This is a genomic window from Thalassococcus lentus, assembly GCF_028023555.1.
Classification (GTDB): domain Bacteria; phylum Pseudomonadota; class Alphaproteobacteria; order Rhodobacterales; family Rhodobacteraceae; genus Thalassococcus_A; species Thalassococcus_A lentus.
Genome location: NZ_JAQIOY010000001.1, coordinates 303,297 through 317,610, shown reverse-complemented (window position 1 = coordinate 317,610; position 14,314 = coordinate 303,297). Strand labels below are relative to the sequence as shown.

At 52.0% G+C, this 14,314-nt stretch carries 15 protein-coding genes; 7 read left to right on the top strand and 8 right to left on the bottom strand.

Annotated features, from left to right (window positions below):
• Positions 1-35: 35 nt before the first annotated feature.
• Together PFY00_RS01605 and hrcA are read right to left on the bottom strand one after the other, a co-directional pair.
• A complete protein-coding gene (locus tag PFY00_RS01605) occupies positions 36-602 on the bottom strand; it encodes a nucleotide exchange factor GrpE (protein WP_271430766.1) in 567 nt (188 codons plus the stop codon).
• 12 nt (positions 603-614) lie between these two features.
• Positions 615-1,676, bottom strand: coding sequence for a heat-inducible transcriptional repressor HrcA (gene hrcA / locus PFY00_RS01600; protein WP_271430765.1), 1,062 nt, complete (start codon positions 1,674-1,676; stop codon positions 615-617).
• Between the two features lie 133 nt (positions 1,677-1,809).
• Here hrcA and rph point away from each other — a divergent pair, with 133 nt between their 5' ends.
• Genes rph through hemW form a run of 3 tightly spaced genes read left to right on the top strand, consistent with a single transcriptional unit; the run spans position 1,810 to position 4,290 of the window.
• Positions 1,810-2,523 carry a ribonuclease PH gene (gene rph / locus PFY00_RS01595; protein ID WP_271430764.1) on the top strand — a complete coding sequence of 238 codons (714 nt, stop codon included), beginning with the start codon at positions 1,810-1,812 and terminating at the stop codon, positions 2,521-2,523.
• Positions 2,520-3,134 (top strand): RdgB/HAM1 family non-canonical purine NTP pyrophosphatase, encoded by a 615-nt coding sequence (rdgB, locus tag PFY00_RS01590; RefSeq protein WP_271430763.1) that lies wholly within the window; start codon positions 2,520-2,522, stop codon positions 3,132-3,134. The genes rph and rdgB overlap by 4 nt, the downstream gene beginning before the upstream one ends.
• Positions 3,127-4,290, top strand: a complete 1,164-nt coding sequence (hemW, locus tag PFY00_RS01585) for a radical SAM family heme chaperone HemW (protein WP_271431436.1) — start codon at positions 3,127-3,129, stop codon at positions 4,288-4,290. Before rdgB ends, hemW begins: the two co-directional genes overlap by 8 nt.
• A 4-nt stretch (positions 4,291-4,294) precedes the next feature.
• Here the strand turns inward: hemW and PFY00_RS01580 are convergent, their stop codons facing one another.
• From PFY00_RS01580 to rho, 6 genes are read right to left on the bottom strand one after another with little or no spacing between them, the layout of a single operon-like run.
• Positions 4,295-5,197, bottom strand: coding sequence for a ParB/RepB/Spo0J family partition protein (locus tag PFY00_RS01580; RefSeq protein ID WP_271430762.1), 903 nt, complete (start codon positions 5,195-5,197; stop codon positions 4,295-4,297).
• 24 nt (positions 5,198-5,221) lie between these two features.
• Positions 5,222-6,031 (bottom strand): ParA family protein, encoded by an 810-nt coding sequence (locus tag PFY00_RS01575; protein WP_271430761.1) that lies wholly within the window; start codon positions 6,029-6,031, stop codon positions 5,222-5,224.
• Complete coding sequence (gene rsmG / locus PFY00_RS01570) at positions 6,024-6,626, bottom strand: 16S rRNA (guanine(527)-N(7))-methyltransferase RsmG (RefSeq protein ID WP_271430760.1); 603 nt, start codon at positions 6,624-6,626, stop codon at positions 6,024-6,026. Before rsmG ends, PFY00_RS01575 begins: the two co-directional genes overlap by 8 nt.
• Positions 6,623-8,500: a tRNA uridine-5-carboxymethylaminomethyl(34) synthesis enzyme MnmG gene (gene mnmG, locus PFY00_RS01565; RefSeq protein WP_271430759.1), complete on the bottom strand. Its 1,878-nt coding sequence runs from the start codon at positions 8,498-8,500 to the stop codon at positions 6,623-6,625. The genes rsmG and mnmG overlap by 4 nt, the downstream gene beginning before the upstream one ends.
• A 3-nt stretch (positions 8,501-8,503) precedes the next feature.
• On the bottom strand, positions 8,504-9,784 hold the full coding sequence (mnmE, locus tag PFY00_RS01560; protein ID WP_271430758.1) for a tRNA uridine-5-carboxymethylaminomethyl(34) synthesis GTPase MnmE: 1,281 nt from the start codon (positions 9,782-9,784) through the stop codon (positions 8,504-8,506).
• Positions 9,785-9,802: 18 nt separating this feature from the next.
• On the bottom strand, positions 9,803-11,074 hold the full coding sequence (gene rho, locus PFY00_RS01555; RefSeq protein WP_271430757.1) for a transcription termination factor Rho: 1,272 nt from the start codon (positions 11,072-11,074) through the stop codon (positions 9,803-9,805).
• Between the two features lie 527 nt (positions 11,075-11,601).
• On the opposite strand from rho, the gene PFY00_RS01550 reads away from it, so the two are divergent.
• From PFY00_RS01550 to dnaQ, 4 genes are read left to right on the top strand one after another with little or no spacing between them, the layout of a single operon-like run.
• On the top strand, positions 11,602-12,201 hold the full coding sequence (locus PFY00_RS01550; RefSeq protein ID WP_271430756.1) for a Maf family protein: 600 nt from the start codon (positions 11,602-11,604) through the stop codon (positions 12,199-12,201).
• Entirely contained in the window at positions 12,198-13,031 is an 834-nt protein-coding gene (locus PFY00_RS01545) for a shikimate dehydrogenase (protein WP_271430755.1), read from the top strand. Before PFY00_RS01550 ends, PFY00_RS01545 begins: the two co-directional genes overlap by 4 nt.
• Complete coding sequence (coaE, locus tag PFY00_RS01540) at positions 13,028-13,621, top strand: dephospho-CoA kinase (RefSeq protein ID WP_271430754.1); 594 nt, start codon at positions 13,028-13,030, stop codon at positions 13,619-13,621. Before PFY00_RS01545 ends, coaE begins: the two co-directional genes overlap by 4 nt.
• Positions 13,614-14,306 (top strand): DNA polymerase III subunit epsilon, encoded by a 693-nt coding sequence (gene dnaQ, locus PFY00_RS01535; RefSeq protein WP_271430753.1) that lies wholly within the window; start codon positions 13,614-13,616, stop codon positions 14,304-14,306. Before coaE ends, dnaQ begins: the two co-directional genes overlap by 8 nt.
• The last annotated feature ends 8 nt before the right edge of the window (positions 14,307-14,314 follow it).

Sequence of the window (14,314 nt, the reverse complement as noted above, 5' to 3'; positions counted from 1 at the left end):
AAAATCCCGCCCCGTTCATGATCTTTCGACACGGATTAGCCCGTCATTGACGAAACGCCAACCTGTGCAGGGCGCAACAGTCGATCGTGAAGGATGAATCCCTCTGCGCTGACCTGAATGATATCCCCCGCTTTTGTTCCCGGAACAGGGGCTTCGAACATTGCTTCGTGGTTTTGTGGATCAAAACGATCCCCAACTTCGGGCGCAATGCGTTTCACGCCATGGCGATCGAAAACGGTTAGCAGTTCTTTGAGCGTCAGTTCCACACCCTCGACCAGAGCGACCGAAGCATTGCCTTCGTCTTCTTTGGCGGCAGCCAACGCGCGCTGCAGATTGTCGTACACCGGTAGAAGATCCCGTGCGATCCGTGTTCCGCCATATGCGTTGGCTTCTCGGCGATCTTTGTCCGCCCGCTTTCTCGCATTCTCAGCTTCTGCCAAAGCGCGCATAAAGCGATCTTTGTATTCGTCCCGCTCAGCCGTTAACGCGTCGATCTGGTCAATCAACGAAAGCGTGTCTTCTTCGTCTGCAGTGAATTCCTGATCCTGCTCGACAGCTTCGGGATCGTCGAGGAATTCCTCATCTTTGTTTGCGTCTGCCATTCTTCACCTCTGTCACCGGTCTGTTATCAGCCGGCCAACCAATTGTGCCGTATAGTCCACGATGGGAACGATCCGGCCATAATTCAAACGCGTCGGCCCGATGACTCCCACGGCGCCAACTATCTTACGGTCAGCGTTCATATATGGAGAGACCACCAGAGAGGAACCCGAAAGTGAGAAAAGTTTGTTCTCTGAGCCAATAAAAATGCGAACACCTTCGCCAGCTTCGGTAAGTTCCAGAAATTCAGCGATGTCTCGCTTGCGCTCCAGGTCATCAAACAGCTCGCGGATGCGTTCAAGCTCATCTTCGGCCGTTTCTTCGCCCAAAAGATTCGCCCGTCCCCGTACGATCAGGCGCGCGGAATTATCTGTATCGCTGCTCCATGATGCGATGCCATTTTCAACCAGCTGTGCGGCCAGACTGTCCAGCTCTTGCCGGCGTCTTTTGATTTCATGGGTCATCACAGTCTGCAGTTCGCTGAGAGTACGGCCTTCGGCAAACGCATTCAGAAAGTTCGCGGCTTCTCTCATTGAACTGGGGGTTTGTCCGGGTGGTGGCGTGAACAAGCGGTTTTCCACGTGACCATCCGCAAACACAATAACAACCAGCGCTTTGTCTTGTGACAGGCTGACGAACTCAACGTGTTTCAACGGCGCTTCATGTTTTGGAGTCAGTACAAGAGAGGCCCCATGCGTAACCCCGGACAAAGCGGATCCCACACGGTCCAACAGTCCACCAACATCCTGAGTGTTGCTGCCCATGGTGGCGTCGAGTTTTTCACGGTCGTTTTCATCCAGATCACGTACTTCCAACAAGCCATCCACAAACATCCGCAGACCAAGCTGCGTCGGAATACGGCCTGCGCTGACGTGCGGGCTATCAAGCAATCCAAGAAACTCCAGATCCTGCATGACATTTCGGATCGTGGCTGCAGACACCTGCTCGCTCAAAGTGCGTGTCAGTGAACGAGAGCCAACCGGTTCACCAGAATCAAGGTAGCCCTCGACCACACGCCGGAACACCTCGCGTGACCGATCGTTCATTTGTGAAAAAAGCTGATCGTGATCCGACATGACAGTCCTTTGGCAACGGGATCATTAAAGACGGCTGAGCGCGGGCGTCAATCCGTGCTGAATGCGTCGGAACAGGGTTGCGCCCAATGTGTCTGCATGGCTATCCCCTAAAACCAGACAATGGAGAAAAGAAATGAGACCATCGGGACGAGATTTAAGCGAAATGCGCGAAGTTTCAATTGAAACGGGCGTTACAAAACATGCCGAAGGGTCCTGCTTGATCCGCATGGGTGATACTCATGTTCTTTGCACTGCATCATTGGAAGAGCGCGTTCCGCCTTTCATCAAGGGCTCTGGCCTCGGTTGGGTGACTGCGGAATACGGAATGCTCCCGCGTTCGACGTCTTCCAGAATGCGCCGCGAGGCTGCCGCCGGAAAACAGGGTGGCCGTACTGTTGAAATTCAACGGCTCATCGGTCGTGCTTTGCGGGCTGGTGTTGACCGTGTTGCATTGGGTGAACGCCAGATCACGATCGATTGTGATGTCATTCAGGCTGATGGCGGTACACGTTGCGCCGCCATTACAGGTGGCTGGGTGGCCCTGAGATTGGCGGTCAACAAGTTGATGAAGACCGGTGCCGTGGTATCAGATCCCCTGATCTCAGAAGTGGCGGCGGTCAGCTGTGGTGTCTATGCCGGGCAATCTGTTCTGGACCTTGATTATCCTGAAGACAGTGATGCGGGCGTCGACGGGAATTTCATTCTGCGTGGTGACGGTCGTCTGATCGAAATCCAGATGAGCGCAGAAGGATCGACCTTTTCGCGACAGCAAATGGGCGAATTGATGGATCTGGCGGAAAAGGGCGTAGGCGAGCTGGTTGCTCTTCAACGTTCAGCGGTCGCATGACGCGCAAATTTGACGGTGATCGGCTTCTTGTTGCCACGCACAATCAGGGCAAACTGGAAGAGATCACCGCCCTTTTGGCACCATTTGGTGTTGAAGTGGTCGGCGCAAAGGAAATGAACCTGCCAGAGCCTGAAGAAACCGGCACAACGTTTGTAGAAAATGCCCGGATCAAGGCACATGCCGCGGCCAAGGCCACAGGATTGCCTGCGCTGTCTGATGACAGCGGTATCGAGATCGATGCGCTGGACAAAGCACCAGGGGTTTATACTGCGGATTGGGCAGAAACAGAGTCTGGTCGGGACTTTGTCATGGCCATGAAAAAGTCATATGATTTGCTTGCCCAATCAGGTGCGCCCAAGCCTTGGACGGCACGGTTTTGCTGCACACTTGTTTTGGCTTGGCCAGACGGTCACGATGAAGTTTTTCCAGGTGTGATGGAAGGCAGCGTCGTTTGGCCAATGCGTGGCGATCAAGGCCATGGATATGACCCTATTTTCCAACCAAAAGGCTATGCAATTACCTTTGGGGAAATGGATCGCTGGGAAAAAAATAAGATCAGCCACAGGGCAGATGCGTTTTCAAAGTTTGTGACGGGCTGTTTTGATCGCTGACGACTGGAAAGCAGGCGGCTTTGCACTCTATGTGCACTGGCCTTTCTGCGAGTCCAAATGCCCCTATTGCGACTTTAACTCACATGTTTCCCAATTTGTGGATCAGCAGCGTTGGGCGCGTGCTTTGGTGTCAGAAATAGATCGGTATTCTGAGCTCACCAAAGGTCGGGTTTTGAGATCGATCTTTTTTGGCGGCGGTACCCCATCTTTGATGGCCGTGGAAACCGTTCAGTCCGTTCTGGAAGCATCCAAAAAGAACTGGCTTTGGGCGAACGATATCGAAATCACACTCGAGGCGAACCCTGGATCTGTCGAAACCGCAAAATTCCAGGGATTTTCGGAAGTTGGCGTGAACCGGGTTTCCCTCGGCATACAGGCTTTGAACGACACTGATCTAAAACGTCTTGGTCGTTTACATTCGGTAGCCGAGGCCAAAACTGCGTTTGATACCGCGCGCAAGTTCTTTGACAGGGTCAGCTTTGACCTAATCTATGCACGGCAGGACCAATCCTTGGCAGATTGGCGGAGTGAATTGACCGAAGCGCTATCTATGGCAGGCGATCATCTCTCTTTGTATCAGCTAACAATCGAACCCGGCACCGCATTTTGGGATCGCGCCCAGCGCGGTGGTTTGAGGGGCCTGCCAGAAGATTCCTTGTCAGCGGATATGTATGATTTGACCCAGGAACTTTGTGATCAGGCTGGCTATTCGGCCTATGAAGTCTCTAATCATGCACAAAATGGATCTGAATCTCGGCACAACTTGGTTTATTGGAACTACGGGGACTACATTGGTGTTGGGCCCGGCGCGCATGGTCGTGTAACAAAGAACGGCCAGAAATATGCGACGGAGGCTATCTCTGCACCGGGTGCATGGATCAAAGCCGCAGAACTCGGAAACGCCGATGTTTTGAGTGCAGTGATCAGCCCACCAGATATGGCAGGTGAAGCCATCATGATGGGACTTCGTACTATTTACGGCCTAGATGTTGATCGGGTTCGCCAAATCCACCCGGATGCTCTGCCTTCAGCAAAGCTGAGTGAGTTACAGGATCTCAATTTAATCGAACTGGACGGGGGCCGGATCAAACCGACGCGTCAAGGTACGCTGTTGCTGAACTCAGTGATTACTGAACTTTTGCCTGAACCTGTCTAGCCCGCTATTTAGCCGAACTCAGAACTCCACAAAGCAAATCCAAATCTTCCAGCGAGTCATAGTTGATCGAAATGCGCCCAGATTCCTTGCCCGCAGCGTGATCGATCGTGACTTTCATACCCAGAGCCGCAGAAAGATCGCCTTCCAGTGCTTTGGTATCAGCATCTTTGGTTGAAGTTTGGCTTTTGGACGCCGGGTTCTTCTGTTTCCCACTTGGGGTGTCCCCTTTGGCCAGCTTTTCAGCTTCTCTTACGGACAAACCACGCTGTACAACCGCCTTGGCAAGGCCTTCAGGATCATCAGCGGTAACCATCGTTCTGGCATGGCCTGCAGAAAGCACGCCCTCTGAAACCATGTCCTGAACACTCGGCGGCAGATTAAGCAAACGTAGCAAGTTCGCGATGTGACTGCGGCTCTTTCCAAGGGCTTCAGCCAATTTTTCCTGCGTGTGCCCAAACTTATCCATTAGCTGACGATAACCGGCCGCTTCTTCGATTGCGTTCAGGTCAGCGCGCTGGATGTTCTCAATAATTGCGACTTCCAAAACTTCGGTATCATCAAAGTCGCGTACGATAACAGGCAGTTCGTGAACTTGCGCGATTTGGGCAGCACGCCAACGGCGTTCGCCTGCCACAATCTGGTATTGCCCCTCATTTTTAGGATCCAGGCGAACGATTAAGGGCTGCAGCACGCCTTTTGCCCGTATCGAGTTGGACAGCTCCTCGAGCTGATCCTTGGAAAAGTGCCTCCGAGGCTGATCAGGGTTTGGCGCAATGTTCTCAATCGGGATTCTGCGATCAGGCTGTGCGCCAGCGGAATCACCTTCCGTCACGCGCGGTTCAACATCCGCCATAAGTGCAGACAAGCCCCGGCCCAAACCCCGTCTCTGGTCTTTACGATCTGCCATCAGTTAAATCCCTTTTCGGTGCCGTCAGGCGGCATTTTTTCCGTTCTTTTCAACCAATTCCTTGGCCAACGCGCGATACGCCAATGCACCCTTTGATGTAGAATCATAGGACAAAACCGGCAACGCATAGGAAGGTGCCTCGCTAACCCGAACATTTCTTGGGATTATTGTCGAAAAAACCAACTCTCCAAGATTGTCACGGGCATCCGCCTCAACCTGCTGCGAAAGGTTGTTGCGATTGTCATACATCGTCAGAACTACACCCTCGATCCTCAGCTTTGGGTTTGCTGTTTGTCTGATCTCTCGGACCGTAAGCATAAGCTGTGAAAGCCCTTCAAGCGCAAAAAACTCGCTTTGCAGGGGGACCAGCACGGAATCAGCGGCGACCATGGCGTTCACTGTCAGCAGGTTCAACGAAGGTGGGCAGTCGATCAGGATATAATCGAACTGAAACCCGTCTATCTGCGGCTGCCGCAACGCGTCATGCAAAAGAAAACTACGCTTTTCGTTGGAGATCAGCTCCATATCCGCTGAGCTAAGATCAACCGTTGCCGGGATCAACGAAAGTCCATCCATCATTGTTGGCACGATAACCTCTTGCAGGTCCACGTCCTCCAGCAAGAGTTCATAAGTCGTAAATTCGCGATCTTCGGGCTCGATACCCAGCCCCGTCGAGGCATTTCCCTGAGGGTCAAGATCGACGATCAGCACCTTGGACCCAGATTCACTCAGCGCAGCACCAAGATTAATCGTGGTCGTGGTCTTGCCGACACCGCCTTTTTGATTGGCTACAGCTATGATTTTCGGAGTTTTCGTTCGAAGAACGTCAAGCATTTGTTATGTTCCGGATTTTCATTACCACGGCATCTGCCTGGGTTTTACTTGTAGTGATTTCCCAATCGAAGCGCCACGTCTGTAACGCCTGGTCCAACTCTTTTTTCCAACTAGCCCCCTTGGGAAGCAACGCAACGCCACCCTCCGCGATATGCGGGGCACAGTAACCCAAAAGATGATCCAACGGGGCTAAAGCACGCGCGCTTACCACTTCCGCGTTTTGTGGAGTTGCGGATTCTATCCGCTCCGCCAGAACAGTGCCGGCTGTGTCGGTTTCGCGGAGCACCGTACGAAGAAAAGTTGCTTTTCTCACATCGCTCTCAATCATTGTGACTGAGCTATTTGGGTAGAATTCTTGACTGAGGATTGCAACGACCAGCCCGGGAAATCCACCCCCCGACCCCAGATCAACCCAGCCCCCGTAAGCGTCTGGCCGGCAGTCAAAAACCTGTATCGAATCCTCGATATGCCGATCCCAAGCCTCATTGATCGTCGACTTTGCAACGAGATTGATTTTTGGGTTCCATTTTTTCAGGAGATTCAGGAAATGCCGGAGCTTTTCCTTTGTTTCACGTGAAACAACAGGGTGGCTCATGCCCGCTTCTTTCGCTCTGCCTGACGGATGAAGGCCAGGATCAAAGTCAACGCGGCGGGAGTCATACCATCAACACGGCCAGCCTGCCCAATCGACTCCGGTCTAGACTTGATCAGCTTTGCCTTTAGTTCGTTCGAAAGCCCAGAGATCGATTCATAATCGAAATCGTTCGGGATCTGGATACCCTCATCCTTACGCAACATATCCACGTCACGTTGCTGCCTTTGAATATAATTCGAATAAAGAGCTTCTATGGAGAGCTGCCGGGCAATCATTGGTTCCAAGACCTTAAGCGATTGATCAAGCATACAAACGTGCTCAAAAGTAACGTCTTTGAACGACAAGAGATCAAACGCACTGCGCTTTGTACCATCGTGATTCACCGTCACACCAATCTTTTGAACTTCACTAGGCGAGAAGGTTTTGGTGCACAGGGCTTTTTTACCTGATTCCAGCATTTCAGCCTTGTGTTCAAAGGCTTCACGACGTTCTTCGTTAACAATACCAAGATCGATCGCTTTAGGCGTTAAGCGTTGATCTGCGTTGTCAGCTCTCAGCGACAACCGGAACTCGGCTCTTGATGTGAACATTCTGTATGGCTCACTAACACCCCGTGTCGTGAGATCATCCAGCATCACACCGATATAGCTTTCCATTCTGGAAAACGTGATCTCATCTTTACCCAGCGCAACAGCTGCAGCGTTAAGGCCGGCAACCAACCCCTGCGCGCCCGCCTCTTCATAACCGGTTGTTCCATTGATCTGACCGGCCAGAAAAAGACCCGCAACATCACGAACCGCCAAGGTCGACGAAAGCGCCCGGGGATCAACATAATCATATTCGATCGCATAGCCTGGCTGCAAAATCTCAGCATTCTCCAAACCAAAAATCGAATGAACATAGGATTCCTGAACATCCGCCGGCAGAGAGGTCGATATTCCGTTGGGATAAACGGTATTCACTGACAGCCCTTCAGGCTCAAGAAAAACTTGATGGCTGGCTTTGTCAGAGAACCGAACAACTTTGTCTTCAATTGACGGGCAGTACCGCGGGCCAACACCCTCAATATGACCGCCATACATGGCAGAACGATCCAGATTCTTACGAATTAGGTCGTGGGTTTGTTCATTGGTATGCGTGATCCCACAAGAAACCTGCCTCGCAAATGGCTTATTGGAAAGAAACGAAAACAGAGTTGGATCTTCGTCCCCTGGCTGCTCTTCCAGTTTTTCCCAAGCGATGGTTTTTCCATCAAGCCGCGGTGGAGTTCCAGTCTTCAAACGCCCCAAAGGCAGGGCAAACTGATCAATTCGCTCTGCAAGCTTCAAAGACGGGTCATCACCCATTCGGCCTCCGGGGTATGAAACGTCCCCGATGTGGATGACGCCCCTTAGGAAAGTCCCGCTGGTCAAAACAACTGATTTGGCTTTGATCTCAGATCCATCACGCAAAATGACGCCAGCAACATTTAAACCTGACATCAAGAAATCGACGGTCTCCCCCTCGATAAACTCAAGGTTTTCGATCTTACCGATCGCTTCCTGCATCGCGGCTTGATAAAGCTGCCGGTCCGCCTGTGCTCTGGGGCCTTGTACCGCAGGGCCTTTGCGTCTGTTCAAAAGACGAAACTGGATTCCTGCCCGATCCGCGACACCAGCCATCAACCCGTCAAGCGCATCAATTTCCCGAACGAGATGACCTTTGCCCAAACCGCCAATGGCGGGATTGCATGACATCACTCCGATGTCCGCAAACTTGAGCGAAACCAAGGCTGTCTTGGCGCCCATCCTCGCGGCAGCCGAAGCGGCTTCGGTACCTGCGTGCCCAGCACCAACAACCACAACGTCGAAATCACTGTGTTTCACGTGAAACAATCCTCATTTCCCAATGCAGAAGCTGGAGAAGATTTCATCCAGAACATGTTCTACATTAATGTGGCCCACCAAACTTTCCAAAGCACGGATACCAAAACGAACTTCTTCACTGACCAGTTCGTAAACGTCGGGACCGTCTACCAACATTCTGCGAGCCACATCCAGCTTTTCCTGACCTTGCTCCAAACAAACTCTATGGCGTTCACGATTGGCAAGCTCTGCACCAGAAACTTGATTTTCCAGCCGTGAGCCAATTTGCTCAAGCAGCCAAGAAATGCCTGCACCTGTTTTCCCAGAAATCCCATCCGGGCCGGTCCCGCCATCTTCCTTGGATTTAACAACGATATCATCGCTACCAGGCTGCATCGCAAGTTCTGAATCGGCATAAAGATGGATTCGGAGATCCGCACCCTGCGCGCGGGCCAGCGCCCGTTCAACCCCGATCTTTTCGACTGTGTCGTCAGATTCCCGAATTCCGGCCGTGTCCAGTAACGTGACAGGAAACCCAAGAATATCCATGCGTACCTCAATCACGTCCCGTGTCGTGCCCGCGATTTCAGAAGTGATCGCAGCCTCACGCCCCGCCAACTGGTTCAACAATGTGGATTTGCCAACGTTGGGTTCCCCGACTATCGCAATTTCGAAACCGGTCCTTACCCTTTCAGCACTATCCAACCCTCGCAACTGTCGAGAAATTTCAATCGAAACAAATTCAAGAAGCTCCGCTACTTCGTCGCTGACGTCCACCGGAACTTCTTCATCTGCAAAATCGATTACGGCCTCCAGTAGTGACACGGCCCGCACCAATTTGGATCGCCATACTGCGATCTTCTGAGACAGTTCCCCTGAAAGCAAAGCCAATGCCGACTTACGCTGCGCTTCGGTTTCTGCCTCGATGAGATCCGCGAGCGCTTCGACTTGGGTCAAATCCATACGGCCGTTGGTCAAAGCCCGGCGTGTAAACTCGCCCGCTTCTGCTAGTCTTGTGTTTTCAAATTCAGACAACAGCCGCAGCAGTGATGACACCACAGCAACACTGCCATGACAGTGAAACTCGACAATTGGCTCCCCGGTAAAGCTGGCACCCTCGCTGAAATAAAGCAAAACAACCTGGTCCAATACCACGCCATTTTTGTCTCTAAGCTCGCGCAGTACTGCTTTTCTGGCCTCTGGAAGAGGACCACAAAGCGTCTCAGCAATAGCTGCTGCCCCTACCCCCGAGACACGAACAATCGACACGCCTGCTTTTCCAGGCGCCGTGGCCTGAGCAAAAATCGTATCCATGTTCAACCTCGATTGAGATTAGGTGTTCATTGAGTCGAAGAACTCAGAATTCGACTTGGTCTGCTTGAGCTTCGAAATCAGGAATTCGATGGCATCGGTCGTACCCATCGGGTTCAGGATACGGCGCAAGACAAACGTCTTCTGCAGATCGATCTTGTCCACCAACAGATCCTCTTTCCGTGTTCCAGACTTAAGGATATCCAGCGCAGGGAAGACCCGTTTGTCCGCAACCTTGCGATCCAGAACGATTTCAGAGTTACCCGTGCCTTTGAATTCTTCAAAGATAACTTCGTCCATCCGGCTACCAGTATCAATAAGCGCAGTCGCAATAATCGTCAGCGAACCGCCTTCTTCGATGTTCCGCGCCGCACCAAAGAAACGCTTGGGTCTCTGCAGCGCGTTCGCGTCCACACCACCAGTCAAAACTTTACCCGAAGACGGCACAACGGTGTTAAACGCTCTACCAAGTCTTGTGATCGAATCGAGAAGAATCACAACATCTCGTTTATGTTCCACGAGACGCTTGGCTTTCTCGATAACCATTTCAGACACCGCAACGTGGCGTGTTGCCGGCTCGTCAAAGGTAGAGGAAACAACCTCACCTTTAACCGAACGCTGCATGTCGGTCACTTCTTCCGGTCTTTCATCAATCAGCAGAACGATTAGGTAGCACTCAGGATGGTTCTTTTCGATTGAGGTAGCAATGTTTTGCAACAATACCGTCTTACCAGTCCGAGGCGGCGCCACGATGAGGCTACGCTGACCTTTACCAATCGGCGCTACGAGATCGATAATCCGCGCAGATCGATCCTTGATCGTCGGATCCTCAATCTCCATACGCAGACGTTCATCCGGATAAAGTGGTGTGAGGTTGTCAAACGCGATCTTATGGCGCGCCTTCTCAGGATCTTCAAAGTTGATCCGAGTCACACTGATCAACGCAAAATATCTCTCAGCTTCATCCGGTGCTTTAATCTCACCTTCGATGGTGTCCCCTGTTCTCAAGGAATATTTGCGGATCATATCCGGAGACACGTAGATGTCGTCCGGGCCCGGAAGGTAGTTTGCTTCGGGTGAGCGTAGAAAACCAAAACCGTCCTGAAGAACCTCCAACACGCCGTCACCGAAGATGTCCCAACCCTCATCCGCGCGTTCGCGCAGGATCTGAAACATCATTTCGCCTTTTCTCATCGTCGAGGCGTTTTCGATTTCCAGTTCTTCGGCCATGGCCAAGAGATCCTTGGGGCTCTGCGCCTTCAGGTCTGCTAGGTTCAGTCTTTCCTGGCTCATACGATATCCTTCAGGATCAAATATGACCCTGTATTTTCTTGTGTCGGGGAAACCCTCCAGAACAGGAGGTACAGCGTCGATAGAACCAAGACGGCAAAATGTCAATCAGACGTGGTTTTCACTGCTTTCTTAAAACCAAATATAAAAAAGAATTTAAGGTGGTAGTAGAACTTAGGCAGCGCACTCTTTGTGGATTACTGACTTACCCAAGTTTCATCCACACCGCACTGATCTGTGGACATCTTACAGGATTGTTCCTGTACGCATCAGTAACCATTCCTAAAACTCCGAGATAAACAAAGCCAAAATTCTGGAACTCAACCAAAATTCAATTTTGTGCATAAGACTAGGGATCACCAGTGTTGAAGTTCGTTCATGCAAGGTGCCGGGTTATCCCTTTCACAGTCTGCATGAACCACTGAAGATGACTGGAAAAGCGAGGAGTTATTCATGGGCTTGCGGATTGGTCTGATTATCCTCAAAACCATCAGACCCTTTCCACAGAACTTGTCCACAAATCCATCCGCATGAATTTTGATCTTATCCTGGCCTCTGGCTCTGAAATCCGCGCTGATCTGCTCAGAAAAGCAGGTCTGATGATTGCTGTCGAATCGCCTCGCGTCGATGAAGAGTCGATCAAAAACGCGCTTCTCGAAGAAGAAGCAAAACCAAGGGACATTGCCGACACTTTGGCTGAGGCAAAGGCGCGCAAAGTTTCGGGTAAGGTTCCGGGGGCATTGGTGCTTGGCTGTGATCAAGTTCTGGAGCATGAGTTCAAGCTTTTCAGCAAGCCTGAGACAATCGATGAAGCACGCGAACAACTTGTAACTTTGCGTGGTAAAACACACCGCCTACTGTCGGCCGCGGTTTTGTACGAAAACGGAGAACCTGTCTGGCGCCACATTTCCATGGCCCGTCTGACCATGCGACCTTTCAGCGACGATTTCCTCGAAGCTTACCTCGAACGCAATTGGCCCTCTGTGCAAACCTCGGTTGGGGGCTATAAACTCGAAGAAGAAGGGGTACGCCTCTTTGCGCAAATCCAGGGTGATCATTTCACTATTCTAGGTTTGCCGCTGCTCGAACTGCTCAACTATCTCGCGCTACGGGGAACGATCCAGGCATGACAAACCCGAAGATACCATTGGCAGGTGTAATCGGATCACCGGTTGCACATTCCCGTTCTCCCAGATTGCACGGGCACTGGTTGCGAAAATACGGCATCGCCGGCCATTACATACCGATGGATATTGCCTCGGACGATCTGGAAGACGCGCTGCGCATGTTGCCAAAGCTTGGCTTCGTCGGCGTCAACATAACCATTCCGCACAAAGAACGCGTGATGGAGATCGCCGACCTTATCTCAGATCGCGCGACGTTGATCGGTGCAGCCAACACGCTGATCTTTCGAAAAGACGGTCTGATCCATGCGGACAACACAGATGGCTATGGTTTCATCGAAAACCTTCGCCAAAATGTCCCGCAATGGAAAGCCTCGTCAGGCCCAGCCACAGTCCTTGGTGCTGGGGGCGCGGCGCGGGCCGTGATCGCATCGCTACTAGACGTTGGTGTTCCTGAGATCCGTTTGACCAATCGCACTCGCCTGCGGGCAGACAAGCTGCGCGCTGATTTTGGCAATCGTGTTCACGTTTATGATTGGGTTCAGGCCGGAAATTTGTTCGAAGACGCAGTGACGGTAGTCAACACAACCTCTTTGGGCATGACGGGAAAGCAAGAACTGCGTGTTCCGCTGGATGGGCTGCGCAAAGGGACGGTTGTGAACGATCTCGTCTATACGCCGCTCAACACGAAATTGCTTAGAACCGCGGCTGAACAGGGCTGCACGACAGTGGATGGTTTGGGCATGCTGTTGCATCAGGCTGTACCCGGATTTGAGCGCTGGTTCGAAGAACGGCCAACAGTCGACGAAGCGACGCGTGCCGCTGTACTGCGATGACCTTTGTTCTCGGCCTGACCGGCTCGATCGGTATGGGCAAATCGACAACCTCCCAGATGTTTGCAGATCTCGGTATTCCGGTTTGGGATGCCGATGCAGTTGTTCACAAACTCTACGCACCCGATGGACCTGCACCCAAAGCGTTGGAGGCCCGGTTTCCGGGAACAATCCGACCTGATGGACATGTTGACCGTGATGCTTTGCGCGCTCTGATCGCCAAGGATTCAACCGTACTGGATCAAATCAATGCAATTGTTCACCCTATGGTCGCGCGCAATCGCGCCGAATTCCTAAAGGTGGCCCAAGGCGTGGTCGTTCTGGATGTGCCCCTTCTTTTTGAAACTGGTCTGGATGAGCAATGCGATAAAGTCGCCGTTGTGACAGTCGACGCTGAAACCCAAAAACGCAGGGTGCTTGAGCGCGGAACTATGACTGAACAAGACCTTGAAAACATTTTGTCACGGCAAATGCCGGATGCTGAAAAACAAGAACGGGCCGATTTCATAATCGTCACCGACACTCTTGAGCATGCAAAGGCTCAGGTTCAGGCTATACTGCGGGAAATACAAAAGGATTTGCCGGATGCGTGAAATCGTCTTGGATACAGAAACCACAGGTTTTGATCCGGAAACGGGTGATCGCATCGTGGAAATTGGTGCTGTTGAACTGATGGGTCACGTGCCCACAGGTAAGACGTATCATCAGTACATAAATCCTGAACGGTCGATGCCACAGGAAGCTTTTGAGGTGCATGGGCTTGGCGATGACTTCCTTCGGGATAAACCGGTCTTTGAAAAAATCGCCGACGATTTTCTCGCCTTCATTGGGGATTCAAAGCTGGTCATTCATAACGCGTCTTTCGACGTGAAATTTCTGAACGCTGAGCTGCGTTGGTGCAAGCGTCCAGTCCTAGCACCTGACTGCGCTATCGATACCCTAGACATTGCGCGTCGCAGATTTCCCGGCTCGCCTGCGTCTCTTGATGCACTTTGCCGCCGCTTCAACATCGACAATTCCGCCAGAACGCTACACGGCGCTTTGCTCGACAGTGAAATCCTGGCCGAAGTTTATCTTGAACTGATTGGTGGTAAACAGCCGGACTTTGGGCTCGCATCACCGGGCCAGCAGGTCGAGGTTGCAGGTGGTAGCGAGACAGCTTGGAGACCCACACCCCGCCCTGCTCCGCTAGAGCCGCGCCTGTCAGAAAAAGAAAAGGCGGCTCACGCCGCCTTTGTCGAAAAGCTTGGGTCTGAGGCACTTTGGTCCAAGACCTAGACGCCTTA

What these genes read in the sequence shown, in the direction of transcription:
- PFY00_RS01605 (WP_271430766.1), bottom strand. Translation starts at nt 602, where the DNA reads ATGGCAGACGCAAACAAAGATGAGGAATTCCTCGACGATCCCGAAGCT.
- hrcA (WP_271430765.1), bottom strand. Translation starts at nt 1,676, where the DNA reads ATGTCGGATCACGATCAGCTTTTTTCACAAATGAACGATCGGTCACGC.
- rph (WP_271430764.1), top strand. Translation starts at nt 1,810, where the DNA reads ATGAGACCATCGGGACGAGATTTAAGCGAAATGCGCGAAGTTTCAATT.
- rdgB (WP_271430763.1), top strand. Translation starts at nt 2,520, where the DNA reads ATGACGCGCAAATTTGACGGTGATCGGCTTCTTGTTGCCACGCACAAT.
- PFY00_RS01580 (WP_271430762.1), bottom strand. Translation starts at nt 5,197, where the DNA reads ATGGCAGATCGTAAAGACCAGAGACGGGGTTTGGGCCGGGGCTTGTCT.
- PFY00_RS01575 (WP_271430761.1), bottom strand. Translation starts at nt 6,031, where the DNA reads ATGCTTGACGTTCTTCGAACGAAAACTCCGAAAATCATAGCTGTAGCC.
- rsmG (WP_271430760.1), bottom strand. Translation starts at nt 6,626, where the DNA reads ATGAGCCACCCTGTTGTTTCACGTGAAACAAAGGAAAAGCTCCGGCAT.
- mnmE (WP_271430758.1), bottom strand. Translation starts at nt 9,784, where the DNA reads ATGGATACGATTTTTGCTCAGGCCACGGCGCCTGGAAAAGCAGGCGTG.
- rho (WP_271430757.1), bottom strand. Translation starts at nt 11,074, where the DNA reads ATGAGCCAGGAAAGACTGAACCTAGCAGACCTGAAGGCGCAGAGCCCC.
- PFY00_RS01550 (WP_271430756.1), top strand. Translation starts at nt 11,602, where the DNA reads ATGAATTTTGATCTTATCCTGGCCTCTGGCTCTGAAATCCGCGCTGAT.
- PFY00_RS01545 (WP_271430755.1), top strand. Translation starts at nt 12,198, where the DNA reads ATGACAAACCCGAAGATACCATTGGCAGGTGTAATCGGATCACCGGTT.
- coaE (WP_271430754.1), top strand. Translation starts at nt 13,028, where the DNA reads ATGACCTTTGTTCTCGGCCTGACCGGCTCGATCGGTATGGGCAAATCG.
- dnaQ (WP_271430753.1), top strand. Translation starts at nt 13,614, where the DNA reads ATGCGTGAAATCGTCTTGGATACAGAAACCACAGGTTTTGATCCGGAA.